Raw genomic sequence first — 26,800 nt, forward strand, 5'->3', positions numbered from 1 at the left:
GCACTTTCCGCCCAGAAACAAAAATGCCAGTCAGATTAACTGACTGGCATTTTCTATAACCCCTTTTGCGCCTCTGCGAATTCAACCTCGAATTCTAGAAGGCGCGGCGCGGGATCACTCCCACTCAATGGTCGCCGGCGGCTTGCTCGACACGTCGTAAGTAACGCGGGAGATGCCTTCGATTTCATTGATGATGCGGCCGGAGACGGTTTCCAGCAGCTCGTAAGGCAGGTGTGCCCAACGTGCGGTCATGAAATCGATGGTTTCCACGGCACGCAGGGCCACGACCCATGCGTAACGGCGGCCGTCGCCGACCACACCAACCGATTTCACTGGCTGGAACACTACAAAGGCCTGGCTGACCTTGTGATACCAGTCGGCCTTGCGCAGTTCTTCGATGAAGATGTGGTCGGCGCGACGCAGCAGGTCGGCGTATTCCTTCTTCACTTCGCCGAGGATCCGCACGCCCAGGCCCGGACCCGGGAACGGGTGGCGGTAGACCATGTCGTACGGCAGGCCCAGTTCCAGGCCCAGACGACGGACTTCGTCCTTGAACAGTTCGCGCAGTGGCTCGACCAGTTTCAGGTTCATCTCTTCCGGCAGGCCGCCCACGTTGTGGTGCGACTTGATCACGTGGGCCTTGCCGCTTTTCGCGCCAGCCGACTCGATCACGTCCGGGTAGATGGTGCCCTGAGCCAGGTACTTGATGTTGTCCAGCTTGCAGGATTCGGCATCGAACACGTCGATGAAGGTACGACCGATGATCTTGCGCTTCTTCTCTGGATCGGCTTCGCCGGCCAGGTTGTTCAGGAACTGGTCTTCAGCGTTGGCGCGGATCACCTTGACGCCCATGTTCTCGGCGAACATGGCCATGACCTGCTCGCCTTCGTGCAGACGCAGCAGGCCGTTGTCGACGAATACGCAAGTCAGCTGATCGCCGATGGCCTTGTGCAGCAACGCCGCAACCACCGAGGAGTCCACACCGCCGGACAGACCCAGCAGCACGTTGTCGGTACCGACCTGTGCGCGGATGTTGGCGATGGCGTCTTCGGCGATCTTCGACGGCGTCCACAGGGCTTCACAGCCGCAGATGTCGAGAACGAAGCGCGACAGGATGCGACCGCCCTGCTTGGTGTGGGTCACTTCCGGGTGGAACTGCACGCCGTAGTAAGCACGCTCGTCGTTGAACATGCCGGCGATCGGGCAGCTCGGGGTGCTGGCCAGGATGTGGAAGTCTTCCGGCATCTTGGTGACCTTGTCACCGTGGCTCATCCATACGTCGAGGCCGAACAGGCCGTCGGCGTCGATGTGGTCTTCGATGCCGTCGAGCAGGCGGCTCTTGCCGACCACATCAACGCGGGCATAACCGAACTCACGCAGCTCGGAGCCTTCAACCTTGCCGCCCAATTGCTCGGCCATGGTCTGCATGCCGTAGCAGATACCGAAGACCGGTACGCCCAGGTCGAACACCGCTTGCGGGCAGCGCGGGCTGTTGGCTTCGTGCACGGACTCGGGACCGCCGGCGAGGATCACGCCTTTTGGCGCAAATTCGCGGATCGCATCTTCGTCCATGTCGAACGGGTGCAATTCGCAGTACACACCGATCTCGCGCACGCGGCGGGCGATCAGTTGGGTGTATTGCGAACCGAAGTCGAGGATCAGGATGCGGTGAGCGTGAATGTCGAGGGCCATGATTCAGTCTCGTCTAAGTAATTCAGAAACAGTCTTGATTCAGAAACGACTCGGGGCTGAATAAAACAGCCCCGGTCATTTAACGTTTTGCTTGAAGCCTCAACCTACGCGGTAGTTTGGCGCTTCCTTGGTGATCTGCACGTCGTGAACGTGGGATTCGGCCATGCCGGCACCGGTGATCCGCACGAACTCAGGCTTGGTGCGCATTTCTTCGATATTGGCGCTGCCGGTGTAACCCATCGAGGAACGCAGACCGCCCATCAACTGGTGAATGATCGCGCTCAGGGTGCCCTTGTAAGGAACACGGCCTTCGATCCCTTCCGGAACGAGTTTCTCGGCGCCTGCCGAGGAGTCCTGGAAGTAACGGTCGGAGGAACCTTGAGCCTGGGACATGGCGCCCAGCGAACCCATGCCGCGATAAGCCTTGTAAGAACGGCCCTGGAACAGTTCGATCTCGCCCGGCGCCTCTTCGGTACCGGCGAACATCGAGCCCATCATCACGCAGGACGCACCGGCCACGATGGCCTTGGACAGGTCACCGGAGAAACGGATGCCGCCGTCGGCGATCAACGGAACACCGGTGCCTTCGAGGGCAGCGGCAACGTTGGCGATGGCACTGATTTGCGGAACGCCGACACCGGCGACGATACGGGTAGTGCAGATCGAGCCAGGGCCGATACCGACCTTGACGGCATCGGCGCCAGCTTCGGCCAGAGCCTTGGCGGCTGCGCCGGTGGCGATGTTGCCGCCGATCACCTGCACCTCAGGGAAATTCTCTTTGACCCAGCGAACGCGGTCGATCACGCCTTTGGAGTGACCGTGAGCGGTGTCGACCACCACCACGTCCACACCGGCATTGACCAGGGCTGCAACGCGGTCACCGGTGTCTTTACCGGTACCAACTGCTGCGCCGACGCGCAGACGACCCTGGTCGTCCTTGCTGGCCAGCGGATAGGCCTTGGCTTTTTCGATGTCTTTGACGGTCATCATGCCTTTGAGGGCAAACTTGTCGTCGACGATCAGGACTTTTTCCAGGCGGTGCTTGTGCAGCAGCTCGCGGACTTCGTTCTTGTCGGCGCCTTCGCGAACAGTGACCAGACGCTCTTTGGGCGTCATCACTTCACGAACGGTGGCATCCAGACGGGTTTCGAAGCGTACGTCACGGGAAGTGACGATGCCGACCAGGTCGCCATCGTGCAGAACCGGAACGCCGGAAATGTTGTGCATGCGGGTCAGTTCGAACAGATCACGAACCGTGGCGTCAGCCTCGATGGTGATTGGGTCCTTGACCACACCGGCTTCGAACTTCTTGACCTTGCGAACTTCGGCAGCTTGCTGCTCGATGGTCATGTTCTTGTGGATAATGCCGATGCCACCTTCCTGAGCCATGGCGATTGCCAGACGGGCTTCGGTGACGGTGTCCATGGCGGCAGAAACCAGAGGAATGTTCAGCTCGATGCCACGGGTAAGGCGGGTCTTCAGACTGACTTCGTTAGGAAGCACCTCGGAATAACCGGGCACTAGGAGAATGTCGTCGAAGGTCAGAGCTTCTTGGCTGATACGCAGCATCGCGGGGGCTCCCGAGCGGGAAAATGGAAGCGCGCCATTATACTCAGACACCCTACCGGGCTCAATGTAAAACTTGTCTTATATCAATGTTGCTGATGTACGGGAAAAACGCCCCTTACAACTCGACCTTGACCCAGCTCACCGGCTGATCCAGCCAGTCGGCGAATTCGTCGATAAAACTCTGCTTGAAGCCCGCCTCCAGCCAGTTGTTGAAGATGAAACCAAGGTTGGAAAAACCGCATTCCTGCAAATACAGAAAACCGTTGATGTCGTCTTCATGTCCGCATTCTGGGCAAGTGAAGTTGTCGGTGCGACCCGGCATCCAGTCTTCCAGGCTTTCGAACAGCGCTTCGCCGACTTCCTGACGGCATTCGGCACAGCCGGCTTCTTCGAGAAAACCCTTGGCCGGGGTGTAGATACAGCGCTTGGTGATGACCTCCAGCCCATTGATCGGCTCACCAAACGGCAGCGCCTCGGGATGCAGCACCACCGCGCGGGCACCATCGGCGATAGCATAGGCCATGCGGTTGCCGGTACGTCCGCAGGTGCTCAGCTCTTCCTTGACGATGTTCTTGCGCACCAGCCAGCGCAGGATCGCCCGGGCCCGGGGCTCGTGCACCGGCAGGTTGGAGATTTTCGGGACGATGATGCTTTGGGAATTCATGGAAAGTCCTGCGGCGTGGCTTCTGACGCTTTCGCGAGCAAGCTCGCTCCCACCCTGGATACATAACCCTGTGGGAGCGAGCTTGCTCGCGAAGAGGCCCTAAAGGCCGGCAGCTTAATCCCTGAGACAATCAGGTCAAGTGCTTAAATAGCGGCCGATCAGCGCAATCCCGCTCGCCAGCACCAGCCAGGTCACCAGCCGCACGAAGGCCTCGCGGGACAGGCGCATGGTCAACCGCCGCCCCACCCACAAGCCCAGCGCCATCGCCGGCAACAGGCACAGCGCAAGCATCAACAAGGGTAGCTCGGCATACACCCCGGCGATGGCGAACAGGCTCAAACGCACCACCGTGCTGCAACTGATCAGCGCACTTTGCGTGGCCCGCGCCGCGTCCTTGGGCAGTCGGCTGTTGAGGTAGATCGCATAAAGAAAGCCGCCACTGCCGAACAACGCCCCGAACAGTCCACCCACCGTGCCCATCGGCAACGCCCACCCGGCGGACAACTGCGCCGGCCGAACCTTGATCCACAAGCTGTAGATCGCATAGGCACTGATGAACAATCCCATCAACAGCAGCAAAAGATCGGACTTGAGATTGAGCAGGAAAATTACCCCCAGCGTGCACCCGACCGCCATGCACGGCAGCAGCCGCAGCAATTCCGGTTTCGCCACATCCCTCCGAGATGGCAGCAGGTTGCCGAACGCCGCGACGAAATCCAGCAACACCAGCAACGGCACGATCTTCGACAGCGGCATGAACAGGATCAGAACCGGCCCCGCCACAAGCGCCGTTCCGAAACCCGCAATCCCGAACACGATGTAGGCCAGGGCGATGGCCAGTCCGATCACCACCCAGCCCTGCGCGCCCCACGACCATTCGCTCAACAATCCCGCCACGCTCATCCATTCGCTTCCTTTATTAGCCTGCGATGACTTTAGCCAGCGCCGAGGGTTGCGACTAATATCATCGAAACCGCCAAGCCATCTCGAAAAGGCATGCCTCGTGCTTTCAACCCGTCAATTGCGCTACTTCGTGGAAATCGCCGAGAGCGGCAGCTTCAGTGCTGCGGCCGAACGCTTGTTCATCGCCCAATCAGCGCTGAGCCGGCAGATCAAGGACATGGAAGCCCGCCTGCAAACGCCGCTGTTCGAACGTACCGCGCGCCAGCCCCGGCTCACCGCCGCTGGCGAAGCGCTCCTGCCCCGGGCGAGAAACCTGCTCAACGAACTGAACAAGGCCAGCACCCTGGCCACGGAAATCGGCCAGGGCCAGCGTGGCACCTTGCGCGTGTGTCACTCCAGCACCGTACCGATCAGTGGCCGACTGCTGCGCGACATGAGCCTCTATCTGGAGCAACAGCCCGGGGTTTCGCTGGACATCGGCACGCTCTCCTCGGAAGCACAACTTGAAGAGCTGGCCGAGGGCCGCCTCGATATCGGCCTTCTGCGCCTGCCAGTTCTGCGCCAGCGCGAGGGTGTTCAGGTTGTGCCGCTCTACACTGAGCGCTTGCTGCTTGCCGTACCGGCGAATCATCGACTGGCGTCGGCGAAGGCGGTCGATCTGGCGCAATTGAAGGACGAAGCGTTCATCTCCATCCCGCACCCGCAGCGCGGCGGGCTGAGTTATTTGTGCGCCGACCTGTGCATGCGTCACGGCTTCTTCCCCCAGGCTGCACGGGTGATGTCACGCAAGACCACGCAATTGCAGTTGATCCAGGCCGGGTTCGGCATCGCGCTGCTGCCGGAATCGATGCAGGACATCGCGCCCGCCGGTGTGAGATTTCTGCCGCTGACCGGCGATTGCCAGAGCACCGTCGCCCTCGCATCTCGGCAAAATCCCACACCTCTGGTGCAACACTTCCTCCAGACATTCACCGGCGAATGCCTTTAAACTGCGCCCCATGATTAAAGATCCCTTTGCAAGACTCGGCCTGGACCGCGAAGTCCTGACCGTCAGCCAGCTCAACGGCCGCGCGCGGGTGTTGCTCGAAGACGTGTTCAGCAACATCTGGGTCGAAGGCGAAATCTCCAACCTCGCCCGCCCGGCGTCCGGCCACGTGTACTTCACGCTCAAGGACAGCGGCGCGCAGGTGCGTTGCGCACTGTTCCGGCAGAACGCCGCTCGGGTGCGTCAGGCGCTGAAGGATGGCCTGGCGGTCAAGGTACGCGGCAAGGTCTCGCTGTTCGAAGGGCGTGGCGACTATCAGCTGATCCTCGACACCGTGGAGCCGGCCGGTGACGGCGCCCTGCGCCTGGCCTTCGATGCCTTGAAGGAAAAGCTCAGCGCCGAAGGCCTGTTCAGTGCCGAGCGCAAGGTGCCGCTGCCGGCGCATCCGCAGCGCATCGGCATCATCAGTTCGCCAACCGGCGCGGTGATCCGCGACATCATCAGCGTGTTCCGCCGTCGCGCGCCGCAAGTGCAACTGACGCTGATCCCGACCGCAGTGCAGGGCCGCGAGGCCACCGCACAGATCGTCCGCGCCCTGAAACTGGCGGATGCCCGTGGCTTCGACGCGCTGATCCTGGCTCGCGGCGGCGGCTCGCTGGAAGACCTCTGGTGCTTCAACGAAGAGGCGGTGGCCCGGGCGGTGGATGCCTGCGTCACGCCGATCGTCAGTGCAGTCGGCCATGAAACCGATGTGTCGATCAGCGACTTCGTCGCTGACGTGCGCGCTCCGACGCCGTCCGCCGCTGCTGAACTGCTTGCCCCGGATTCCAGCCACCTGATCCGGCAGGTCGAAAGCCTGCATCGCCGGTTGGTGATGCGCATGCGTGACCGACTGATGCGTGATCGACTGCGCCTTGAAGGCATGACCCGCCGCCTGCGCCATCCCGGCGAGCGTCTGCGCCAGCAGGCACAGCGCCTGGATGACCTGGACATGCGCATGCGCCGCGCCTTCGAACGCCAGCTCAATACCCGCCGCGAACGCCTGATTCGTCTGGAAACCCGCCTCGCCGGGCAACATCCGGGACGCCAGCTGGCCCTGTTGCGCCAGCGTCTCGACAGCCTCGCCGAGCGCCTGCCACGCGCGATGAGCGAAGGCTTGAAACGCCGTCGCCTACAGTTGCAAAGCCAGATGCAGACCCTGCACGTGGTCAGCCCGCTGGCGACCCTCGGCCGTGGCTACAGCATTCTGCTGGATGAGCGCGGCAACGCGATTCGCAACGCCGCGCAGACCCAAACCGGCCAGCGCCTCAAGGCCAGACTGGGCGAAGGCGAACTGCAAGTGCGCGTCGAGGACAATCACCTGACGCCCGTCACCCTTTCTTTACTGGACTGATCCATGCCGCGTTTTCTTGCCCCGCTGCTGTTGCTGTGCCTGACCTTCAACGCCCACGCCGACAGTTACATCACCCGTCTGCTGAACAAACCGGTGCCGGGCGGCGTGGCCGTCGTCGATCTGGGCACCACCGCGCAAGCGCCGAAAGCCACGTATCAGGGCAAACCGGTGCTGGTGGTCAAGGAACAGAACAACTGGCTGGCGATTGTCGGCCTTCCGTTGACCGTCAAACCCGGTGTGCAACAGATCAGCAGTGGCGGCCGTAACCTCAACTTCAATGTCGGCAACAAGAAATACCCGGAACAGCACATCACCCTGAAGAACACTCAGCAGGTCAATCCGAACCCGGCCAACCTCAAGCGCATCGAGGGCGAGTTGGCCGAACAGATCAAGGCCTATCGCAGTTTCAGCCCGAACACGCCGAGCAACCTGCTGCTGGACAAACCGGTCAACGGGCCGCTGTCGAGCAAGTTCGGCGTGCGCCGCTTCTTCAACGGTGAAGAGCGCAATCCGCACGCAGGTCTGGACTTCGCGGTGCCGGCCGGCACACCGATCAAGACCCCGGCGGCGGGCAAAGTGATCCTGATCGGCAACTACTTCTTCAATGGCAACACGGTGTTCGTCGACCACGGCCAAGGCTTCATCAGCATGTTCTGCCACATGTCGAAGATCGATGTGCAGAACGGCCAGCAACTGACGCGCGGCGCGGTGGTGGGCAAGGTAGGCGCCACAGGTCGCGCGACCGGACCGCACATGCACTGGAACGTCAGCCTGAATGATGCGCGAGTCGATCCGGCGATTTTCATTGGGGCTTTTCAGCCTTGATTTGCCGGTGAGGCGACTGGCCTCATCACGAGCAGGCTCGCTCCCACAGGGATTGCGCACGACGAACGGACTGCGCAATCTCTGCAAACATTCACTTTGATTCAAAGAATAAAATCTCGGAAAAAACCGCTTTCCGGGTATTCCTCTCAATTTTTTTCGACTGCTTGCCATCCTCATCCCTCGCGGTTAGGGTTGAAGGCATGAAAACCTCTCATACCCTCATTCAGCTTCGCCAGCACCGTAGTTTGTGCCTCGTCAGCGCACGACTGCCGGGCTGAATCGCTGCGCCTCGTCCCACGCTTTTCCAAGAACGTTCGTTCCACCGGCAGGCCGCCTCTTTTCGGCCCAGACAATAAGGAATTTCCCGATGAGCATGCTCAAAGACCCGTCTTCGAAATACCGCGCGTTTCCTGTGATCAACCTGCCGGACCGCACCTGGCCGTCGAAAACCATCGATGCCGCGCCGATCTGGTGCAGCTCCGACCTGCGTGACGGCAACCAGTCGTTGATCGAGCCAATGGACGCGGTGAAAAAGCTGCGCTTCTGGAAAACCCTGGTGCAAGTGGGCGTGAAGGAAATCGAAGCCTCGTTCCCGGCCGCTTCGCAAACCGACTTCGACTTCGTGCGCACTCTGATCGAAGACGGCCACATCCCGGACGACACCACCATCCAGGTGCTGACCCAGGGCCGTGAAGACTTGATCGAGCGCACCTTCGAATCCCTGCGCGGGGCGAAGAAAGCCATCGTTCACCTGTACAACGCCACCTCCCCTTCTTTCCGCCGCATCGTCTTCAATCAGGACAAGGACGGGATCAAGGCCATCGCCGTGAATGCTGCCAAGCTGTTCGTCAAATACGCAGCCATGCAACCGGACACCGAGTGGACCTTCGAGTACTCGCCGGAAACCTTCAGTGCCACAGAGCTGGAATTCGCCAAGGAAGTCTGTGACGCGGTGATCGAGGTCTGGAACCCGACGCCTGAGCACAAGATCATCCTCAACCTGCCGGCCACTGTTGAATGCGCAACCCCGAACGTCTACGCCGACCAGATCGAGTGGTTCCACCGCAACATCAACCGTCGTGACAGCGTGATCATCAGCCTGCACACCCACAACGACCGTGGCACCGGCGTGGCCGCCACCGAGCTGGGCCTGATGGCTGGCGCCGACCGCGTCGAAGGCTGCCTGTTCGGCAACGGCGAGCGTACCGGTAACGTCGACCTCGTGACTGTGGCACTGAACATGTACACCCAGGGCCTCGACCCGCAACTGGACTTCTCCGACATCGACGGCGTGCGCAAAGTCGTCGAAGAGTGCAACCAGATCCAGGTTCACCCGCGTCACCCGTACGTCGGCGACCTGGTGCACACCGCGTTCTCGGGCTCCCACCAGGATGCGATCCGCAAGGGCTTCGCCCAGCAGAAATCCGACGCACTGTGGGAAGTACCGTACCTGCCGATCGACCCGGCCGACATCGGCCGCAGCTACGAGGCAGTGATCCGCGTCAACAGCCAGTCGGGCAAGGGCGGCATCGCCTACTTGCTGGAGCAGGAATACGGCATCAGCCTGCCACGTCGCATGCAGATCGAATTCAGCCAGGTCGTGCAGCGTGAAACCGATCGCCTGGGCCTGGAGATGACCGCGCAGCAAATCCACGCGCTGCTGCACAGCGAATACCTGCAAGCCAACACCCCGTACGCGCTGGTCAGCCATCGCCTGCAGGAAGAAAACGGCAACAGCGCAGTCGAAGTGGAAGTGGCGAGCAAAGGTCAGGGCGAAACCAACCTGCACTGGCGCGGCAAGGGCAACGGCGCGCTGGAAGCGCTGGTGGCCGGTCTGCCGATTCCGGTGGAGATCATGGACTACAACGAACACGCCATCGGCGCGGGCACCAACGCCAAGGCGGCTGCCTACATCGAATTGCGTGTGAACGGCGAACGTGCGGTGCACGGCGTGGGCATCGATGAAAACATCACCACTGCCAGCTTCAAGGCACTGTTCAGCGCGCTGAACCGCTCCCTGAGCCAGCCGGAAGCGAAAGCGGCGTAACTGACCGCTGCAATGCAAAAGGCCCCGGAGTGCGAACTCCGGGGCCTTTTTTATGCCTGCTGGCGTTATGTTGCCTGAACTAGCCTCTTCGCGGGCAAGTCCGCTCCCACAGGGTTTTCTGGTGTTCATGACATTGAGTACACACCGGTCTCTGTGGGAGCGGGCTTGCCCGCGATGGGGCCCGCACAAACTACGCAAAAACTCAGGTGAACTCGAAGGTGTCCGCATCCAGATTAGCCGGGAACCGCTCCCGATAAGCCGCCAGCGAAGCCGCTTCCAGAACCACCTTGAACACCCCGTCCGCCTCCCCTGCCGCCAGCAAGGTCTCGCCCTGGAAATCCAGCACCTGACTGTCACCGGTGTAGGCAAAGCCCTTGCCATCGGTGCCAACCCGGTTGACCGCCGCCACATAGCACAGGTTTTCGATCGCCCGGGCCGGCAGCAACCGATTCCAGTGCTGACGCCGCGCACCCGGCCAGTTGGCGGTGTACAGCAGCAGATCGGTGTCCTGAGCGTCGCGACTCCACACCGGAAAGCGCAAGTCGTAGCAAATCAACGGCCGCACTCGCCAGCCCTTGAGTTCGAACTGCACCTGGCGTTCGCCGGGGGTGTAGTGGTTGTGCTCACCGGCCATGCGGAACAGGTGGCGCTTGTCGTAATGCAGCACTTCCCCGTCCGGTCGCGCCCACAACAAACGGTTGCGGTGACTGCCGTCGGCGGCCTGAATGATAACGCTGCCAGTGACGACTGCATTCAGTTTCGCCGCCTGGGCACGCAACCATTTGCTGGTCGGACCGTTTTCGGCTTCGGCCAGGGTTTCAGACTCCATGGAGAATCCGGTGGTGAACATCTCCGGCAGGATGATCAGATCCGCACCGCGCGCCTGCTCCAGCAAGGCGTCGAAATGCTCGAGGTTGGCCTGACGATCATGCCAGGCCAGACTGGTCTGGATCAGCGCCAGATTGAGATCGGGCAACGCACTCAGATCACGCATAGTTTGGCCGCCGCTTCCCGCAGCGTCTCCTCACGTTTGGCAAAGCACAGGCGCACCAGGCGCTGGCCTTCGGGTGGATTCTGGTAGAACACCGACACCGGAATACTCGCCACGCCGTGCTCGCGGGTCATCCACATCGCCATCTCGACATCGTTCAGGTCAGGGCGAATCTGCGAGTAATCGACCAACTGGAAATAGGTGCCGGTGACACGGGTGAAACTGAATCGCGACGGCGCCAGCAGATCACAGAACAGATCGCGCTTGGCCTGATAGAAGCCCGGCAGCTCTTCGACGTGTTCCGGGTGCTCGGCCATGTAATCGGCCAAAGCGAACTGCAACGGTGTCACGCCACAGAAGCTGACGTACTGATGCACCTTGCGCAGCTCCGCCGTCAGGGCCGGCGGCGCCACGACGTAGCCGGTTTTCCAGCCGGTGACGTGATAGGTCTTGCCGAACGAGCTGACCACGAAGGCGCGCTGATACAGCTCTTCATGGGCCAGCACGCTGACGTGCGGCACGCCGTCGAATACCAGGTGTTCGTAGACTTCGTCGCTGATCACATAAATGTCGCGGTCGCGGATCAAAGCCGCCAGCTGATCCAGCTCGGCGCGGCTGATCAATGCACCACTCGGGTTGTGCGGAGTGTTGAGGATGATCATCCGCGTGCGCGGGCTCAGGGCTGCGCTGAGTTTGTCGAAGTCGATGGAGAAATCGTTGAGGCCCAACTGCACATGCACGCAGCGACCCCCGGCCAGTTCCACCGCCGGCTCATAGCTGTCGTAAGCCGGGTCGAACACGATGACTTCGTCGCCACTGTGGATAACCGCCTGGATGGCGCAGAAGATTGCCTGGGTCGCGCCGGGGGTCACGGTTACTTCGGTATCGGCATCGACACTGGCGCCGTAACTGCGGGCGATTTTCGCCGCGATCTGCTGGCGCAGCGCTGGCAGGCCGGTCATGGGCGAATACTGGTTATGACCGCTGGCGATGTGTCGACCGACCGCGTCGCGCAATGCCTGCGGGCCGTCGAAATCGGGAAAACCCTGGGAAAGGTTGATCGCTCCGGTCTGCGCCGCGAGCTGAGACATCTGCGTGAAAATAGTGATGCCGACATTCGGCAGCTTGCTGGTGATCATCGGGGTTCCCTGCTCTGCCCCGGCTCTGACGACGGCGCGGGAGAGCCCGAGGATAGCCCATCCGGCGCCCATAAAAAAAGGGCGCCAAACGGCGCCCCTTCTCTGTGTTCGCAACGACCTTACTTCTTGTCGCGGCGCTTCTTGCTGGCCTTCTTGTTGTGCGACATCAAGCGACGCTTCTTGTTGACCTGGCGGTCGGTCAGCGTGTTCTTGTTGCCTTCGTACGGGTTCTCGCCGCCCTTGAACTCGATACGGATCGGTGTACCGACCAGTTTGAGCACACGGCGGTAAGTGTTTTCCAGATAGCGCACGTACGACTTCGGCACTTTCTCGATCTGGTTGCCGTGGATCACGATGATCGGCGGGTTCGCACCACCCAGGTGAGCGTAACGCAACTTGATCCGGCGGCTGTTGACCATCGGCGGCTGGTGCTCGCTGACCGCGTCTTCGAGAATCTGCGTCAGGCGGCTGGTCGGCCAGCGGGTGACCGCGGACTTGAACGAGTTCTGGACCGAGGCGTAGAGGTTGCCCACGCCAGTACCGTGCAGTGCCGAGATGAAGTGGATGTCGGCGAAGTCAACGAAGAACAACCGACGCTGCAACTCGACCTTCACGAAGTCGCGCTCGCTTGGCGTCATGCCATCCCACTTGTTGATCGCGATCACCAGCGCGCGACCTGCTTCAAGGGCGAAGCCCAGCAGGTTGAGGTCGTGATCGACCACGCCTTCACGGGCGTCCATCACGAAGATCACCACGTTGGCGTCTTTGATCGCCTGCAGGGTTTTGACCACGGAGAACTTTTCGACTTCTTCGTGGATCTTGCCGCGCTTGCGCACACCGGCGGTGTCGATCAGCGTGTACTTCTCGTCGTTACGCTCGAACGGGATGTAGATGCTGTCGCGGGTGGTGCCGGGCTGGTCGTAGACGATAACCCGGTCTTCACCGAGCATGCGGTTGACCAGGGTCGACTTGCCGACGTTCGGACGGCCGATAATGGCGATCTTGATCCCGTCTTTTTCGCTCGGGCCAGGAATGCGCTTGGCTTCCTCGCCTTCGGCGACCACTTCTTCCTCTTCACCTTCGGCCGGCTCGTCATCATCGCGCGGGAAATCGCTCAGGGCGGCTTCCAGCAATTGCGTGATGCCGCGACCGTGGGCACCGGCGATCGGGATCGCGTGGCCCATGCCCAACGGGGCGAATTCGGCGCGGGCCATTTCCGGGTCGATGTTGTCGACCTTGTTGGCAACCACGTGGGAACGCTTGTTACGTTTGCGCAAGTGTTCGGCGATCATCTGGTCGGCGGCGGTGAAACCGGCCTTGGCATCTACCAGGAACAGAACGACATCCGCTTCTTCGATGGCCAGCAGCGACTGCTCGGCCATTTTTTCGTCCATACCATGCTCGTCACCGGAGATACCGCCGGTGTCGATCAGAATGTAGGAACGCCCTTGCCACTTGGCCTCACCGTACTGGCGATCACGGGTCAGACCGGACAAGTCGCCGACGATGGCGTCGCGAGTCCTGGTCAGGCGGTTGAACAAGGTGGACTTGCCGACGTTCGGTCGGCCCACCAGGGCGATTACGGGAACCATGCGGCTCTCCACTTCGTTATTTCAGAAAATACAAAAGCCGCTGCGAGGCAGCGGCTGGTGCTCGGGGCAACACCCGTGGGTGCTGCAAACCCTGCAGAAGCAAGGCCGCCTGGGGGAATTAACCCCAAGCATAGTTGTTACTTGATGGTCAGGGCTTCCAGTTTGCCGCTGTTGCCATACACATAAATCGTGTCACCCACCACCAGCGGACGGGCACGCAGGCCGTCGCTGTCGATGCGCTCGCGGCCGACGAAACGACCGTCCACCTGACTCAGCAGGTGCAGGTAACCTTCCAGGTCACCGACTGCAACGTAGCTGGAGAACACTTCCGGCGCCGACAGTTGACGACGGGCCAGCGAGTCGTTGCTCCACAGTGCTGTGGTGGAACGCTCGTCGACGCCTTCAACAGTGCCCGACGACAGGCTTACGTAGACGTTGCCGAAACCCTGGGCAACACCGGCGTAGCTGGACGCGTCGCGCTGCCAGAGTTGACGACCGCTTTCCAGATCCAGTGCCGCAACGCGACCCTGATAGCTGGCAACGTACAGGGTACCGCCGGACAGCAGCAGACCGCCGTCGATGTCGACCACGCGCTCCAGTTCCGAACGACCTTGTGGAATCGCGATCCGCTGTTCCCAGACCGGCACGCCGTTGGAAATGTCGAGAGCGACCACTTTACCGGTCGACAGGCCAGCCACCGCGAGGCGGTTGGTGACGATCGGTGCGCTGGTGCCGCGCAGGGTCAGTACGGCCGGAGTGCTGTCATACACCCAACGCTGGTTGCCGGTGGACGCGTCCAGACCGATCAGACGATCGTCCTGGGTCTGTACCACCACCACGTCACCGTTGTTGGCCGGTGGCGCGAGGACTTCGCTGTTGACGCGCGAGCGCCACTTTTCTTCACCGTTGATGGCGTCGAGGGCAACGACTTCACCGCGCAGGGTGCCGACCATGACCAGACCGTAACCCACGCCAACGGCGCCGGACACAGGCAGTTCAAGGTCTTTCTTCCATTTCACGTCGCCATTGCCGCGATCCAGGCCCATCACGATACCGGTCACGTCGGCCGCGTAGATGGTGTCACCGTCGATCGCCGGCACCAGCATGTTGTACGTTTCGCCCTGACCGTCACCGATCGAACGGCTCCACTGCTTGTGCAGGACCACTTCTTCTTTGAAGTCGGTCAGCTCGGCCGGTGGCAGTTCTTTTTTGCTGTTGCTGCTGCAACCCGCGGCCAGAATGGCCAGAGCCAGCAATGCTGCATGCTTCCAACGGATCACGTCACGCATCCCCTTTGGCCAGGTCGTCCAGCTTGATTTGAAGGCCACCGACCGCCGCTTCATCCGACAGTGCCGCCTTGGCTTTTTGATACGCCGCGTTCGCTTCGTCGGTACGGCCCAGCTGTACCAGCAGGTCGCCCTTGAGTTCTTCGCGAGTGGCCAGGAACGACTTGTCGGCATCGCCTTCGAGCAGTTTCAGGGCTTCGTCGGCCTTGTTCTGTGCGCCCAGTACCTGCGCCAGACGCTGACGGGCGATTTCGCCCAGCGCCGGGTTGGCCGGTTTGGCAACGATGGCCTTCAGTTCGGTCGCCGCGTCATCCAGCTTGCCGCTGTCGACCGCTACCTTGGCCACGAACAGGCTGCCGTACTGCGCGTAGGCAGAGCCGCCGAATTCGCTGTTGAGCTTGCCGGCCAGGTCCGCAACGCGCGCGGCGTCAGGCTTGCCGTCCGGGGTCAGCGTGGTTTCCAGCAATTGCTGATAGAGCACCGAGGCGCCTTGCGACTGGTTGCTCTGATACTTGTGAAAAGCCTGCCAGCCGAACACGATGACCAGCGCCAACAGGCCGCCGGTGACCAGAGGTTTGCCGTTGCGTGTCCACCAGTCCTTCAAATCCGCCAACTGTTCGTCTTCGGTACTCGACACCCCAATACTCCTTAATCGCTAAATCGGCTGTTTAGACAGCTTCAACCCTGCACGACGCAGGTGGCCAGGTGTGCAGCGAGCGCATCCCAGGCAATGCTTTGTTGTTCGCCCTGGCCACGCAGGGGTTTGAAACCTACCACTTGCTGGGCCATTTCGTCGTCACCGAGGATCAGTGCGTACAGCGCACCGCTCTTGTCGGCTTTCTTGAACTGGCTCTTGAAGCTGCCGGCACCGGCATTGACTTGCAGGCGCAGGTTGGGCAGTTGGTCGCGTACACGCTCGGCCAGGGCCAGACCGGCCAGCTCTGCTGCTTCGCCGAAGGCGCAGAGATAGACGTCGACCTGACGGGAAATTTCTTCCGGGATCTGCTCCAGGGTTTCCAGCAGCAGCACCAGACGCTCGATGCCCATGGCGAAACCGACGCCCGGGGTCGGCTTGCCGCCCATCTGCTCGACCAGACCGTCATAGCGCCCACCCGCGCAGACGGTGCCCTGGGCGCCGAGCTTGTCGGTGACCCATTCGAATACGGTTTTGCTGTAGTAATCCAGACCACGCACCAGTTTCGGGTTCAGCACGTAAGGAATGCCGACGGCATCCAGACGGGCCTTCAGGCCTTCGAAGTGGGCACGGGATTCGTCATCCAGGTAATCCGCCATTTTCGGCGCATCGACCAACACGGCCTGGGTATCGGCATTTTTTGTGTCGAGCACGCGCAGCGGGTTGGTTTTCAGGCGACGCTGGCTGTCTTCGTCCAGTTTGTCGTGATGCGCCGAGAGGTACTCGACCAGCGCTTCACGATAACGGCCACGGGATTCGCTGGTGCCGAGGCTGTTGAGTTCGAGTTTGACCGCATCGCGGATGCCCAGCTCGCCCCACAGGCGCCAGGTCAGCACGATCAGTTCGGCGTCGATGTCCGGACCGTCGAGGTTGAACACCTCCAGACCGATCTGATGGAACTGGCGATAACGGCCTTTCTGCGGACGCTCGTGACGGAACATCGGGCCGATGTACCAGAGTTTCTGCACCTGGCCACCGCCGGTGATGCCGTGCTCGAGCACGGCACGCACGCACGCAGCCGTGCCTTCCGGACGCAGGGTCAGGGAGTCGCCGTTGCGGTCTTCGAAGGTATACATCTCTTTTTCGACGATGTCGGTCACTTCACCGATCGAGCGCTTGAACAGCTCGGTGAACTCGACGATCGGCATGCGGATCTGCTTGTAACCGTAGTTATCCAGCAGACGCGAAACGGTGCCTTCGAAATAACGCCATACCGGCGTCTGTTCCGGCAGGATGTCGTTCATGCCACGAATGGCTTGCAGAGACTTGCTCACAGAAATTCCTTAATTCGTTCGATCAGCCGCGCGCGATAACCGCTGCGTCAGCTTCGACCTTCTCGGCCGCTTTCTCGCGGATCAGCTTTTCCAGCTCGTCCACAAGATTGTCATTCGTCAGTTTCTGCGACGGCTTGCCGTCGATGTAAATCAGGTTTGGCGTGCCGCCCGTCAAGCCGATATGGGCTTCCTTGGCTTCGCCGGGGCCGTTGACCACGCAACCGATTACCGCGACATCCAGCGGCACCAGCAGGTCTTCAAGGCGCCCTTCCAGCTCGTTCATGGTCTTGACCACATCGAAGTTCTGCCGCGAGCAGCTCGGGCAGGCGATGAAGTTGATGCCACGGGAACGCAGATGCAAAGACTTGAGAATGTCGTAACCGACCTTCACTTCCTCGACCGGGTCGGCCGCCAGCGAGATGCGGATAGTATCGCCAATCCCCTCGGCGAGCAGCATACCTAGGCCCACGGCGGATTTCACTGTACCGGAGCGCAATCCACCGGCTTCGGTGATGCCCAGGTGCAGCGGCTGGACGATTTCCTTGGCCAGCAGACGGTAGGCTTCAACGGCCATGAACACGTCGGAAGCCTTCACGCTGACCTTGAAGTCCTGGAAATTCAGGCGTTCAAGGTGCTCGACGTGACGCAGGGCGGACTCGACCAGCGCGGCCGGCGTCGGCTCGCCGTATTTCTTTTGCAGGTCTTTTTCCAGCGAGCCGGCGTTGACGCCGATGCGGATCGGGATCCCGCGGTCACGGGCGGCATCGACCACCGCACGCACGCGGTCTTCGCGACCGATGTTGCCCGGGTTGATGCGCAGACAGTCCACACCCAGTTCGGCCACGCGCAGAGCGATCTTGTAGTCGAAATGGATGTCGGCAACCAATGGCACCTTGACCAGTTGCTTGATCTTGCCGAACGCCTCGGCGGCGTCCATGTCCGGTACCGAAACGCGGACGATGTCGACGCCGGCGGCTTCCAGACGGTTGATCTGCGCGACGGTGGCAGCGACGTCATTGGTGTCGCTGTTGGTCATGCTCTGCACAGCGATAGGGGCATCGCCGCCCACGGGCACGTTACCGACCCAGATCTTGCGCGATTCGCGACGTTTGATTGGAGATTCGCCGTGCATGACTTATTGACCCAACTTCAGGCGAGCGGTCTCGCCACTGGTGAACGGAGCAACATCGACCGGCTGGCCGTTGTAGCTGACCTGCGCGCCACGGGCAACGCCCAGACGCACGGCAAACGGAGGCTTGCCGACGACAGACAGGCTGTCGCCCTTACGCTTGAGGCCGCTGTACAGCACTTTGCCGCTGCCATCGGTCACTTGAGTCCAGCAATCAGCGATGAACTGCACCTGAACCTGGCCTTGACCTGCAACCGGAGCGACTGCCGCTGTCGGCGCGGGTGCAGCGACGGCCGGGGCTGCCGGGGCAGTGACGGTCGGAGCAGGCGTGGCCGGAGCGGCAGGTGCTGGAGTTGCCGGAGCAGCCACCACAGGCGCTGGCGTATGAGCCGGTGCAGCCGGAGTAGCGGCTGGCGCAGCAGGTGCCGGAGCAACCGGTGCGGTCGCTGGCGCCGAGGCCTCGGTCTCGGCACCGGTCGATTCTGCACTGGTTTCCGATTGAGGCAGCGCCAGAGCAGTGGAGCCCTCGGCTTCGCCTTCTGCAACGGCCTGGTCTTCCGGCTCGTCCAGCGGGTGAATCTGGGTGGTGCCGTCGGCGCCTTCGACTTCGACGTGCTCCGGAGCCAGACCGATCAGGTCCTTGGTACGCAGCGAGGTCTGATCCTGCCACCAGACGAAACCGCCGCCGATGACCGCGATCAGCAGCAACAGGCTGACGATACGCAAAATGGTGTGGGAAACCCGTACCGGCTCTTCGATACGGCCGAGGGCGTGGACGTTGCTGCCCTGGGAATCGGTGCCGGTGGACTGATCGAATTGCTGGACCAGAACGGTCTGGTCCATGCCGAGCAGTTTGGCGTAGGCGCGAATGTAGCCGCGAGCGAAAGTATGCCCGGGCAACTTGTCGAATGCGCCGGCTTCAAGATTGCTCAGGGAAGTCACGGTGAGGTTGAGCTTGAGGGCCACTTCGGCCAGCGACCAGCCATTGCTTTCGCGGGCCTGGCGCAGGGTCTCACCGGGGTTAACGCGATTCGCTGCTACAACTTCGGGATGCGCCGCTTTCATCATTGCTCCGACAGGTATTGCTGATATTCCGGCGTACCGGGATAGAGTCGTTTTAATTGCAGGCCCGCACTGGCGGCCTTGTCGCGATCTTCAAATACTTTTGCCAACCGAACGGCGAGCAACAGACTACGTGCATTTTGCTCGGAGAGCTGGCTGAAACGGTCGTAATAGTCACGCGCGGGCACATAATGCCTGTCTTCGAATGACAACTCAGCCATTTCCAGCAACGCCCGTGGCTGCTGACGGTTCAAACGCAGCGCTTTTTCCAGCTGCTGCTGCGCCAGATCACGCTGACCGAGCTTCGCCGCCGTCATGCCGAGATTCTCGAACACCCGCGAACGCTCAGGATACAGGGTATCGGCGGCCGCCTGTTCAAAACGCTCGTAGGCGTCCTTGTAACGCTGTTCTTCGTAGAGAAAACTGCCGTAGTTGTTGAGAATGCGCGCATCGGCGGGACGGGAGGACAAGGCTTTGCGGAAGTGTTCGTCAGCAAGCGCAGGTTCCATTTCGGCCTGGAACACCAGCCCCAGCGCGGCATTGGCGTCGGGATCCGAACCGTCCAGTTCCAGCGCCTTCTTCAGTGGAACCTTGGCCCGCTCGGTCATGCCCTGCTGCAGGTATCCCAGCCCCAACTGCACGTAGGCAGCCCGCGCTTCGTCACGGCCCTTGCTGGTCTTCATCGGGTTGTAATCACCCGACAGGACACAACCAGCACACAGGCTGGCCAACAGCAACAGCAGCGCAAAGCGCAGGGACATAGAGATCCTCTCTTAGTTAGTGTTCGCGGCGTTCTGTGCCAGATCGCTGTCGGCGCTCAATTCACGCACGGCGATGTAACGTTCGCTGCGACGGGTGCGATCCAGCACCTGCCCTACCAATTGACCACAAGCCGCGTCGATGTCTTCACCACGAGTGGTGCGCACGGTGACGTTGAAACCGGCCTGGTGAAGCTGATCCTGGAACCGGCGGATGGCGTTGTTGCTCGGCCGCTCGTACCCGGAATGCGGGAACGGGTTGAACGGAATCAGGTTGATCTTGCACGGAATGTTCTTCAGCAGCTCGATCATTTCCACGGCGTGCTCAAGCTTGTCGTTGACGTCCTTGAGCAAGGTGTACTCGATGGTCAGCACGCGCTTCTCGCCCAGTTCGGACATGTAGCGCTGGCACGACTCAAGCAGCATCTTAAGCGGATATTTCTTGTTGATCGGCACCAATTGGTTACGCAATGCGTCATTCGGTGCGTGCAGGGACAACGCCAGGGATACGTCGATGTGCTTGGCCAGCTCATCGATCATCGGCACCACACCCGACGTGGACAGGGTCACGCGGCGCTTGGAGATCCCGTAGCCCAGGTCATCCATCATCAGATGCATGGCGGCCACGACGTTGTCGAAGTTCAGCAGCGGTTCGCCCATGCCCATCATCACCACGTTGGTGATGGCGCGGTCGATGGTAGCCGGAACACTGCCGAAGGATTTGTTGGCAATCCACACCTGACCGATGACTTCGGCGGCGGTGAGGTTGCTGTTGAAGCCTTGCTTGCCGGTGGAGCAGAAACTGCAGTCCAGGGCACAGCCTGCCTGGGACGAAACGCACAGAGTGCCGCGCTTGCCCTGGGGAATGTAAACGGTCTCGACGCAGCTGCCGGACGCCACGCGCACCACCCACTTGCGGGTGCCGTCGCTGGAAATGTCCTCGCTGACCACTTCGGGACCACGGACCTCAGCAACAGCCTTGAGCTTTTCGCGCAAGGCCTTGCTGACGTTCGTCATGGCATCGAAATCATCGACGCCAAAGTGGTGAATCCATTTCATTACCTGACCGGCACGGAAACGCTTCTCCCCGATTGAGTCGAAGAATTTTTCCATTTCCGGCTGGGTCAGACCCAGCAGGTTGGTTTTAACAGTCGATGTAGTCATGGATTCACCTTCACTCTTAAGCCAATGCTTAGCGAGTGGTTACTTCAGTAGCTGCGAAGAAGTACGAGATTTCACGAGCAGCAGCGGCTTCGGAGTCCGAACCGTGTACAGCGTTGGCGTCGATGGAATCAGCGAAATCAGCACGGATGGTGCCGGCAGCAGCTTCTTTAGGGTTGGTAGCGCCCATCAGCTCACGGTTCAGAGCGATAGCGTTTTCGCCTTCCAGAACCTGAACTACAACAGGACCGGAGATCATGAAGGCAACCAGGTCGCCGAAGAAACCACGAGCGCTGTGCTCAGCGTAGAAGCCTTCGGCTTCGGCTTTGGACAGTTGCTTCAGTTTCGAAGCTACAACGCGCAGGCCGGCTTTTTCGAAACGAGTGGTGATCTCGCCGATCACGTTTTTAGCAACGGCGTCAGGCTTGATGATGGAGAAAGTACGTTGAACAGCCATGGTGTAACTCCAGAAACGGTAATTTGCGAAAAATTAAACCCGCGAATTATACGCGGGTTCTTGGGTATTGCCTAACCTGCGAGGACGATCAGTCTATTTCATCATTCCAGAGCTGCTGAACCGCTTCCAACACCTTCTCGCCGACACGGCCAGAGTTGTTGTCGAAGTCAGGCAGCTCCATGATCCATCGCTGCAGGTCGACGAAATTGACAGAAAACGGATCTACACCCGGCTTGGCTTCCGCCAGCTCTTCTGCAATACGTTGAACATCATTCCAACCGTAGCTCATGACAGTCTTACCAGTCAGTGCGGCGCTTCGGCCGCATGGTTAAGCGAATATTTCGGAATTTCGACGGTGATGTCTTCTTCACCGACGATCGCCTGGCAGGCCAGGCGCGACTGGGCTTCCAGACCCCAGGCACGATCCAGGAAATCCTCCTCCAACTCGTCGGCTTCTTCCAGCGAGTCAAAACCCTCGCGGATGATGCAGTGACAAGTGGTGCAGGCGCAGACGCCGCCGCAGGCGCTTTCCATCTCGATGTGGTGTTCGTGAGCCAGTTCGAGGATCGACGTGCCGGGCGCAGCGTCAACGACCATGCCTTCAGGGCAGAACTTCTCGTGGGGCAGAAAAATGACCTGCGGCATCAGATATCCTCGATTTCATTCAGATTGCGCCCCGACAGAGCGGCTTTCACCGTCTGATCCATACGACGGGCTGCAAAAGCATCGGTCACTTGCGACAGACGCTTGGTCTGCTGCTCGATGGCATAACCATCGGTGCCTTTCATCAGTTCGGTCAGTTCCTGCACCTGCAGATCGATGACCATGCGCTCTTCGGCGTCGAGCAAACGCTCGCCATCCACCTCAAGAGCGCCCTGCACCGCTTCGATCAGGCGCTGGGCATCGACTTGCTGCTCGCGAAGAACGCGGGCGACTTTGTCATCGTTGGCGTGCTGGAACGAATCTTTCAGCATCTTGGCGATTTCGCCGTCGGTCAGGCCATAGGACGGCTTGACCTGAATGCTGGCCTCAACGCCCGAACCCAGTTCACGGGCAGAGACGCTGAGCAGGCCGTCGGCATCGACCTGGAAGGTCACGCGAATTTTCGCCGCACCGGCCACCATCGCCGGGATGCCGCGCAATTCGAAGCGAGCGAGCGAGCGGCAATCGCTGATCAGCTCACGCTCGCCCTGCAATACATGGATCGCCATCGCCGACTGGCCGTCTTTATAAGTGGTGAAGTCCTGGGCGCGAGCGACGGGGATGGTGGTGTTACGTGGAATCACCTTCTCCATCAGGCCGCCCATGGTTTCCAGCCCCAGGGACAGCGGGATCACGTCGAGCAGCAGCAGTTCGCCGCCATCGCGTTTGTTGCCAGCCAGCGTATCGGCCTGGATCGCAGCACCAATGGCCACCACTTGATCCGGGTCGATTTCGGTCAGCGGCTGACGACCGAAGGCCTCGGCGACAGCTTCGCGAACACGCGGAACGCGGGTCGAACCACCGACCATGACCACGGCGTGTACGTCTTCCAGCTCGACGCCGGAATCACGAACGGCACGGCGGCAGGCTTTCAGACTGCGAGCGACCATTGGTTCGATCAGCGCATCGAAGGCTTCGCGGGTCAGTTGTGCTTTCCAGTCGCCGTAGGCAACTTCAACACTGTCAGAATCCGTCAGGGCTTCTTTGGCAGCGCAGGCGGTTTGCAGCAGGCTGCGCTGTGCGCCTGGATCGAGGTCGGCGGACAAACCGGCGCTCTCGATGATCCAGCCGGCAATCGCGTGATCGAAATCATCGCCGCCCAGCGCGCTGTCGCCGCCAGTAGCGAGGACTTCGAAAACACCGCCAGTGAGGCGCAGAATCGAAATATCGAAAGTGCCGCCACCCAGGTCATAAATCGCGACCAGGCCTTCGGCATGCTGATCCAGACCATATGCCACCGCTGCAGCGGTCGGCTCGTTGAGCAGACGCAGCACGTTCAGACCGGCGAGTTTCGCCGCGTCCTTGGTGGCCTGGCGCTGAGCATCGTCGAAATACGCCGGAACGGTGATCACCGCACCCACCAGCTCACCGCCAAGGGTCGCTTCAGCGCGCTGACGCAGCACTTTGAGGATATCGGCGGAGACTTCGACCGGGCTTTTCGGGCCCTGCACGGTGTCGATGAACGGCATATGCGATTCACCGCCGACAAAGCGGTACGGCAGTTGATCGCCCAATTGCTTGACGTCGGACAGACCACGACCCATCAAGCGCTTGACCGAAAGCACGGTATTCAGGGGATCGGAGGACGCAGCCAGTTTGGCTGACTCGCCGACTTCGACGCGATCGGCGTGATAACGCACGGCGGAAGGCAGGATGACCCGCCCTTCGGCGTCGGCCAGCGGCTCGGAAAGACCACTGCGCAACGCAGCAACCAGCGAATTGGTAGTGCCCAAGTCGATCCCCACAGCCAGACGACGCTGGTGCGGTTGAGGACTTTGGCCGGGTTCGGCGATCTGCAGTAGGGCCATCGTGATCAGGACTTATCTGTATATCAGGCGTGCGACCGGAGCGGCACTGGGTTAATCGTCGAGGCGCTCTTCTAACTGGCGCACTTCGTAGGTGAGCTTGTCGAGGAACTGCATGCGCCGCATCAGGCGTTCGGCCTGTTCGCGTTGCGCTGCATCATCCCAACAGGCTGCGAAGCTTTCGTTGAGCTCTTCCTGGGCGGTTTTCAGGCGACGCTTGAAAGCCGCGACACCGTCCAGGTCGGCACTGTCCTGCAGATCTTCGAGCTCTTCGCGCCATTGCATCTGCTGCAGAAGAAACTCGGGATCGTGGACGGTGACTTCCATCGGCACTTCATGCCCGCTGATGGTCAGCAGGTAGCGTGCACGCTGGGCCGGACTCTTGAGCGTCTGGTAGGCATCGTTGAGCCGTGCAGACTGCTCGAGCGCCGAGCGCTGCTCGCGCTCGGAAGCATCGGCAAAGCGGTCAGGATGAACGCCGCGCGCCAGCTCGCGATAGCGCGTGGCCAACTGCTCGAGATCCAGACGAAAGCCCGGTTGCAGCTCGAATAAAGCGAAATGACAAGGAATACCCACGACAAGCCTCAGATGTTGAAGCTTTCGCCGCAGCCACATTCACCGCGTACGTTGGGGTTGTTGAACTTGAAGCCTTCGTTCAACCCTTCCTTGACGAAGTCGAGCTCGGTGCCGTCGAGGTAGGCCAGACTTTTCGGGTCGATGATCACTTTCTCGCCGTGACTTTCGAACACTTGATCTTCTGCAACCACCTCGTCGACAAACTCCAGCACGTAGGCAAGGCCGGAACAGCCCGTGGTGCGAACACCCAGACGAATCCCTTCACCCTTGCCGCGCCCGTCGAGGGAGCGCCGCACGTGTCGAGCAGCCGCTTCTGTCATGCTGATAGCCATCGTTGACTCCTTACTCGTCGCCCAATGCTTAGATCAAGCCTTTCTTCTGCTTGTAGTCGCGAACGGCCGCCTTGATGGCGTCTTCAGCGAGAACCGAGCAGTGGATTTTCACTGGCGGCAGGGCCAGTTCTTCGGCCAACTGAGTGTTCTTGATGGTTTCAGCTTCGTCCAGGGTCTTGCCCTTCATCCACTCAGTGGCGAGGGAGCTGGAGGCAATAGCCGAACCGCAGCCGTAGGTCTTGAACTTGGCGTCTTCGATAACGCCCTGATCGTTGACCTTGATTTGCAGACGCATCACGTCGCCGCACGCCGGAGCGCCGACCATGCCGGTGCCGACATCCGGGTCTTCGGCATTCATCTTGCCGACGTTACGCGGGTTTTCGTAGTGGTCGATGACCTTTTCGCTGTAAGCCATGATTCTCAATCCTCACTCATCAGGGCCGCTCTTGAGACCCTGCAACTGCGCTGCGCAAACCGCCGCGTCGCTACAGGATCTGTATCCGGCGGCTTCTATATTTAGTGTGCCGCCCACTCGATCTTCGAGATATCGACGCCGTCTTTGTACATGTCCCACAGCGGCGACAGAGCGCGCAGCTTGGTAACGGCCTCGCAGACTTTCTGCGCGGCGTAATCGATTTCTTCTTCGGTGGTGAAGCGGCCAAAGGTGAAACGGATCGAGCTGTGTGCCAGTTCGTCGTTGCGGCCCAGGGCGCGCAGTACGTACGAAGGCTCAAGCGACGCCGAGGTACAGGCCGAACCGGACGAAACCGCCAGATCCTTGAGCGCCATGATCAGCGACTCGCCTTCAACGTAGTTGAAGCTCAGGTTCAGGTTGTGCGGGACGCGGGCGGTCAGGCTGCCGTTGACGTACAGCTCTTCCAGGTGCTCGACCTGCTTGTAGAAGCGGTCGCTCAACGCCTTGATGCGGACGTTTTCTGCAGCCATGTCTTCTTTGGCCACACGGAACGCTTCGCCCATGCCGACGATCTGGTGGGTCGCCAGGGTGCCGGAACGCATGCCGCGCTCGTGACCGCCGCCGTGCATGGTCGCTTCGATGCGCACACGCGGCTTGCGGCTGACGTACAGCGCGCCGATGCCTTTAGGGCCGTAGGTTTTGTGGGCAGAGAACGACATCATGTCGACTTTCAGTTTCTGCAGGTCGATTTCGACCTTGCCGGTGGACTGAGCGGCGTCAACATGGAACAGAATGCCTTTGGAACGAAGCAGCTCGCCGATGGCGGCGATGTCGTTGACGGTGCCGATTTCGTTGTTCACGTGCATTACCGACACCAGGATGGTGTCTTCGCGCAGCGCAGCTTCGATCATGGCCGGCGTGATCAGGCCATCTTCGGTCGGATCGAGGTAGGTGACTTCGAAACCTTCACGCTCCAGTTGGCGCATGGTGTCGAGGACAGCCTTGTGTTCGATCTTGGAGGTGATCAGGTGCTTGCCCTTGGAGGCGTAGAAATGTGCCGCACCCTTGATTGCCAGGTTGTCGGACTCGGTGGCACCGGAGGTCCAGACGATTTCACGCGGGTCGGCATTGACCAGATCGGCGACCTGACGACGGGCGTTTTCGACGGATTCTTCGGCTTTCCAGCCGAACACATGGGAACGGGACGCCGGGTTACCGAAGTTTCCGTCGACCAGCAGGCATTCACTCATTTTTTGCGCAACGCGCGGATCGACCGGGGTGGTCGCAGAGTAATCAAGGTAAATCGGCAATTTCATGGACTATCTCCTAAATCAGGCTGGCTGGCGTGC

At 60.7% G+C, this 26,800-nt stretch carries 26 protein-coding genes; 4 read left to right on the top strand and 22 right to left on the bottom strand.

The features are described 5' to 3' along the window. Nucleotides 1-114: 114 nt before the first annotated feature. From guaA to IHQ43_RS23540, 4 genes are all read right to left on the bottom strand, one after another. Nucleotides 115-1,692: a glutamine-hydrolyzing GMP synthase gene (guaA, locus tag IHQ43_RS23525; protein WP_108590389.1), complete on the bottom strand. Its 1,578-nt coding sequence runs from the start codon at nucleotides 1,690-1,692 to the stop codon at nucleotides 115-117. A gap of 99 nt (nucleotides 1,693-1,791) precedes the next feature. Next, nucleotides 1,792-3,261 carry an IMP dehydrogenase gene (gene guaB, locus IHQ43_RS23530; RefSeq protein WP_011335798.1) on the bottom strand — a complete coding sequence of 490 codons (1,470 nt, stop codon included), beginning with the start codon at nucleotides 3,259-3,261 and terminating at the stop codon, nucleotides 1,792-1,794. 115 nt (nucleotides 3,262-3,376) lie between these two features. Beyond that, nucleotides 3,377-3,925 carry a sugar ABC transporter ATPase gene (locus IHQ43_RS23535; protein ID WP_192562299.1) on the bottom strand — a complete coding sequence of 183 codons (549 nt, stop codon included), beginning with the start codon at nucleotides 3,923-3,925 and terminating at the stop codon, nucleotides 3,377-3,379. Between the two features lie 135 nt (nucleotides 3,926-4,060). Beyond that, nucleotides 4,061-4,828 carry a sulfite exporter TauE/SafE family protein gene (locus IHQ43_RS23540; protein ID WP_192562300.1) on the bottom strand — a complete coding sequence of 256 codons (768 nt, stop codon included), beginning with the start codon at nucleotides 4,826-4,828 and terminating at the stop codon, nucleotides 4,061-4,063. Between the two features lie 100 nt (nucleotides 4,829-4,928). Between IHQ43_RS23540 and IHQ43_RS23545 the strand changes: the two genes are divergently transcribed. The 4 genes from IHQ43_RS23545 (at nucleotide 4,929) to leuA (ending at nucleotide 10,078) form a co-directional block, all read left to right on the top strand. After that, a complete protein-coding gene (locus tag IHQ43_RS23545) occupies nucleotides 4,929-5,816 on the top strand; it encodes a LysR family transcriptional regulator (protein ID WP_192562301.1) in 888 nt (295 codons plus the stop codon). Between the two features lie 10 nt (nucleotides 5,817-5,826). Continuing rightward, the gene (gene xseA / locus IHQ43_RS23550) at nucleotides 5,827-7,206 is read left to right on the top strand and encodes an exodeoxyribonuclease VII large subunit (RefSeq protein WP_192562302.1); all 1,380 of its coding nucleotides are present in this window, start codon (nucleotides 5,827-5,829) and stop codon (nucleotides 7,204-7,206) included. A gap of 3 nt (nucleotides 7,207-7,209) precedes the next feature. Further along, complete coding sequence (locus IHQ43_RS23555) at nucleotides 7,210-8,031, top strand: peptidoglycan DD-metalloendopeptidase family protein (protein WP_192562303.1); 822 nt, start codon at nucleotides 7,210-7,212, stop codon at nucleotides 8,029-8,031. A 367-nt stretch (nucleotides 8,032-8,398) separates the two neighbouring features. Then, nucleotides 8,399-10,078: a 2-isopropylmalate synthase gene (leuA, locus tag IHQ43_RS23560; RefSeq protein ID WP_007956672.1), complete on the top strand. Its 1,680-nt coding sequence runs from the start codon at nucleotides 8,399-8,401 to the stop codon at nucleotides 10,076-10,078. 202 nt (nucleotides 10,079-10,280) lie between these two features. Here the strand turns inward: leuA and IHQ43_RS23565 are convergent, their stop codons facing one another. From IHQ43_RS23565 to IHQ43_RS23650, 18 genes are all read right to left on the bottom strand, one after another. Beyond that, nucleotides 10,281-11,072 (bottom strand): amidohydrolase, encoded by a 792-nt coding sequence (locus IHQ43_RS23565; protein WP_064383905.1) that lies wholly within the window; start codon nucleotides 11,070-11,072, stop codon nucleotides 10,281-10,283. Continuing rightward, a complete protein-coding gene (locus IHQ43_RS23570; RefSeq protein WP_192562304.1) occupies nucleotides 11,060-12,208 on the bottom strand; it encodes a pyridoxal phosphate-dependent aminotransferase in 1,149 nt (382 codons plus the stop codon). The genes IHQ43_RS23565 and IHQ43_RS23570 overlap by 13 nt, the downstream gene beginning before the upstream one ends. Before the next feature lie 119 nt (nucleotides 12,209-12,327). Then, on the bottom strand, nucleotides 12,328-13,800 hold the full coding sequence (gene der, locus IHQ43_RS23575) for a ribosome biogenesis GTPase Der (protein ID WP_007956675.1): 1,473 nt from the start codon (nucleotides 13,798-13,800) through the stop codon (nucleotides 12,328-12,330). 137 nt (nucleotides 13,801-13,937) lie between these two features. Next, on the bottom strand, nucleotides 13,938-15,089 hold the full coding sequence (gene bamB, locus IHQ43_RS23580; RefSeq protein WP_039765728.1) for an outer membrane protein assembly factor BamB: 1,152 nt from the start codon (nucleotides 15,087-15,089) through the stop codon (nucleotides 13,938-13,940). Continuing rightward, on the bottom strand, nucleotides 15,082-15,723 hold the full coding sequence (locus IHQ43_RS23585; protein WP_007956678.1) for a tetratricopeptide repeat protein: 642 nt from the start codon (nucleotides 15,721-15,723) through the stop codon (nucleotides 15,082-15,084). Before IHQ43_RS23585 ends, bamB begins: the two co-directional genes overlap by 8 nt. A 41-nt stretch (nucleotides 15,724-15,764) precedes the next feature. Continuing rightward, on the bottom strand, nucleotides 15,765-17,054 hold the full coding sequence (hisS, locus tag IHQ43_RS23590) for a histidine--tRNA ligase (protein WP_192562305.1): 1,290 nt from the start codon (nucleotides 17,052-17,054) through the stop codon (nucleotides 15,765-15,767). A 22-nt stretch (nucleotides 17,055-17,076) separates the two neighbouring features. Beyond that, nucleotides 17,077-18,186, bottom strand: a complete 1,110-nt coding sequence (gene ispG, locus IHQ43_RS23595; RefSeq protein WP_007956680.1) for a flavodoxin-dependent (E)-4-hydroxy-3-methylbut-2-enyl-diphosphate synthase — start codon at nucleotides 18,184-18,186, stop codon at nucleotides 17,077-17,079. A gap of 3 nt (nucleotides 18,187-18,189) precedes the next feature. After that, the gene (locus IHQ43_RS23600; RefSeq protein WP_192562306.1) at nucleotides 18,190-19,248 is read right to left on the bottom strand and encodes a RodZ domain-containing protein; all 1,059 of its coding nucleotides are present in this window, start codon (nucleotides 19,246-19,248) and stop codon (nucleotides 18,190-18,192) included. Then, the gene (gene pilW / locus IHQ43_RS23605) at nucleotides 19,248-20,006 is read right to left on the bottom strand and encodes a type IV pilus biogenesis/stability protein PilW (RefSeq protein WP_192562307.1); all 759 of its coding nucleotides are present in this window, start codon (nucleotides 20,004-20,006) and stop codon (nucleotides 19,248-19,250) included. The genes IHQ43_RS23600 and pilW overlap by 1 nt, the downstream gene beginning before the upstream one ends. 12 nt (nucleotides 20,007-20,018) lie before the next feature. After that, the gene (gene rlmN / locus IHQ43_RS23610) at nucleotides 20,019-21,167 is read right to left on the bottom strand and encodes a dual-specificity RNA methyltransferase RlmN (RefSeq protein WP_007956683.1); all 1,149 of its coding nucleotides are present in this window, start codon (nucleotides 21,165-21,167) and stop codon (nucleotides 20,019-20,021) included. Nucleotides 21,168-21,195: 28 nt separating this feature from the next. Then, a complete protein-coding gene (gene ndk / locus IHQ43_RS23615) occupies nucleotides 21,196-21,621 on the bottom strand; it encodes a nucleoside-diphosphate kinase (protein ID WP_007916882.1) in 426 nt (141 codons plus the stop codon). 88 nt (nucleotides 21,622-21,709) lie between these two features. Beyond that, nucleotides 21,710-21,910, bottom strand: coding sequence for a Fe-S cluster assembly protein IscX (iscX, locus tag IHQ43_RS23620; protein ID WP_085684618.1), 201 nt, complete (start codon nucleotides 21,908-21,910; stop codon nucleotides 21,710-21,712). A 14-nt stretch (nucleotides 21,911-21,924) separates the two neighbouring features. Further along, entirely contained in the window at nucleotides 21,925-22,266 is a 342-nt protein-coding gene (gene fdx / locus IHQ43_RS23625; protein WP_007956685.1) for an ISC system 2Fe-2S type ferredoxin, read from the bottom strand. Next, nucleotides 22,266-24,131 carry a Fe-S protein assembly chaperone HscA gene (gene hscA / locus IHQ43_RS23630; RefSeq protein WP_192562308.1) on the bottom strand — a complete coding sequence of 622 codons (1,866 nt, stop codon included), beginning with the start codon at nucleotides 24,129-24,131 and terminating at the stop codon, nucleotides 22,266-22,268. The genes fdx and hscA overlap by 1 nt, the downstream gene beginning before the upstream one ends. A gap of 51 nt (nucleotides 24,132-24,182) precedes the next feature. Further along, complete coding sequence (hscB, locus tag IHQ43_RS23635) at nucleotides 24,183-24,704, bottom strand: co-chaperone HscB (protein ID WP_007956687.1); 522 nt, start codon at nucleotides 24,702-24,704, stop codon at nucleotides 24,183-24,185. Between the two features lie 8 nt (nucleotides 24,705-24,712). Continuing rightward, nucleotides 24,713-25,036, bottom strand: coding sequence for an iron-sulfur cluster assembly protein IscA (gene iscA / locus IHQ43_RS23640; protein WP_003227904.1), 324 nt, complete (start codon nucleotides 25,034-25,036; stop codon nucleotides 24,713-24,715). Between the two features lie 28 nt (nucleotides 25,037-25,064). Continuing rightward, nucleotides 25,065-25,451, bottom strand: a complete 387-nt coding sequence (gene iscU, locus IHQ43_RS23645; protein WP_003227907.1) for a Fe-S cluster assembly scaffold IscU — start codon at nucleotides 25,449-25,451, stop codon at nucleotides 25,065-25,067. Between the two features lie 101 nt (nucleotides 25,452-25,552). After that, nucleotides 25,553-26,767, bottom strand: coding sequence for an IscS subfamily cysteine desulfurase (locus IHQ43_RS23650; protein ID WP_007956689.1), 1,215 nt, complete (start codon nucleotides 26,765-26,767; stop codon nucleotides 25,553-25,555). Nucleotides 26,768-26,800: the final 33 nt, after the last annotated feature.

The organism is Pseudomonas gozinkensis (assembly GCF_014863585.1).
Lineage (GTDB): Bacteria > Pseudomonadota > Gammaproteobacteria > Pseudomonadales > Pseudomonadaceae > Aquipseudomonas > Aquipseudomonas gozinkensis.

What these genes read in the sequence shown, in the direction of transcription:
- iscU (WP_003227907.1), bottom strand. Translation starts at nt 25,451, where the DNA reads ATGGCTTACAGCGAAAAGGTCATCGACCACTACGAAAACCCGCGTAAC.
- iscX (WP_085684618.1), bottom strand. Translation starts at nt 21,910, where the DNA reads ATGAGCTACGGTTGGAATGATGTTCAACGTATTGCAGAAGAGCTGGCG.
- IHQ43_RS23650 (WP_007956689.1), bottom strand. Translation starts at nt 26,767, where the DNA reads ATGAAATTGCCGATTTACCTTGATTACTCTGCGACCACCCCGGTCGAT.
- pilW (WP_192562307.1), bottom strand. Translation starts at nt 20,006, where the DNA reads ATGTCCCTGCGCTTTGCGCTGCTGTTGCTGTTGGCCAGCCTGTGTGCT.
- der (WP_007956675.1), bottom strand. Translation starts at nt 13,800, where the DNA reads ATGGTTCCCGTAATCGCCCTGGTGGGCCGACCGAACGTCGGCAAGTCC.
- IHQ43_RS23540 (WP_192562300.1), bottom strand. Translation starts at nt 4,828, where the DNA reads ATGAGCGTGGCGGGATTGTTGAGCGAATGGTCGTGGGGCGCGCAGGGC.
- xseA (WP_192562302.1), top strand. Translation starts at nt 5,827, where the DNA reads ATGATTAAAGATCCCTTTGCAAGACTCGGCCTGGACCGCGAAGTCCTG.
- ndk (WP_007916882.1), bottom strand. Translation starts at nt 21,621, where the DNA reads ATGGCTGTTCAACGTACTTTCTCCATCATCAAGCCTGACGCCGTTGCT.
- IHQ43_RS23555 (WP_192562303.1), top strand. Translation starts at nt 7,210, where the DNA reads ATGCCGCGTTTTCTTGCCCCGCTGCTGTTGCTGTGCCTGACCTTCAAC.
- leuA (WP_007956672.1), top strand. Translation starts at nt 8,399, where the DNA reads ATGAGCATGCTCAAAGACCCGTCTTCGAAATACCGCGCGTTTCCTGTG.
- IHQ43_RS23570 (WP_192562304.1), bottom strand. Translation starts at nt 12,208, where the DNA reads ATGATCACCAGCAAGCTGCCGAATGTCGGCATCACTATTTTCACGCAG.
- IHQ43_RS23535 (WP_192562299.1), bottom strand. Translation starts at nt 3,925, where the DNA reads ATGAATTCCCAAAGCATCATCGTCCCGAAAATCTCCAACCTGCCGGTG.
- fdx (WP_007956685.1), bottom strand. Translation starts at nt 22,266, where the DNA reads ATGCCGCAGGTCATTTTTCTGCCCCACGAGAAGTTCTGCCCTGAAGGC.
- bamB (WP_039765728.1), bottom strand. Translation starts at nt 15,089, where the DNA reads ATGCGTGACGTGATCCGTTGGAAGCATGCAGCATTGCTGGCTCTGGCC.
- iscA (WP_003227904.1), bottom strand. Translation starts at nt 25,036, where the DNA reads ATGGCTATCAGCATGACAGAAGCGGCTGCTCGACACGTGCGGCGCTCC.
- guaB (WP_011335798.1), bottom strand. Translation starts at nt 3,261, where the DNA reads ATGCTGCGTATCAGCCAAGAAGCTCTGACCTTCGACGACATTCTCCTA.
- rlmN (WP_007956683.1), bottom strand. Translation starts at nt 21,167, where the DNA reads ATGACTACATCGACTGTTAAAACCAACCTGCTGGGTCTGACCCAGCCG.
- guaA (WP_108590389.1), bottom strand. Translation starts at nt 1,692, where the DNA reads ATGGCCCTCGACATTCACGCTCACCGCATCCTGATCCTCGACTTCGGT.
- ispG (WP_007956680.1), bottom strand. Translation starts at nt 18,186, where the DNA reads ATGCACGGCGAATCTCCAATCAAACGTCGCGAATCGCGCAAGATCTGG.
- hscA (WP_192562308.1), bottom strand. Translation starts at nt 24,131, where the DNA reads ATGGCCCTACTGCAGATCGCCGAACCCGGCCAAAGTCCTCAACCGCAC.
- IHQ43_RS23600 (WP_192562306.1), bottom strand. Translation starts at nt 19,248, where the DNA reads ATGAAAGCGGCGCATCCCGAAGTTGTAGCAGCGAATCGCGTTAACCCC.
- IHQ43_RS23565 (WP_064383905.1), bottom strand. Translation starts at nt 11,072, where the DNA reads ATGCGTGATCTGAGTGCGTTGCCCGATCTCAATCTGGCGCTGATCCAG.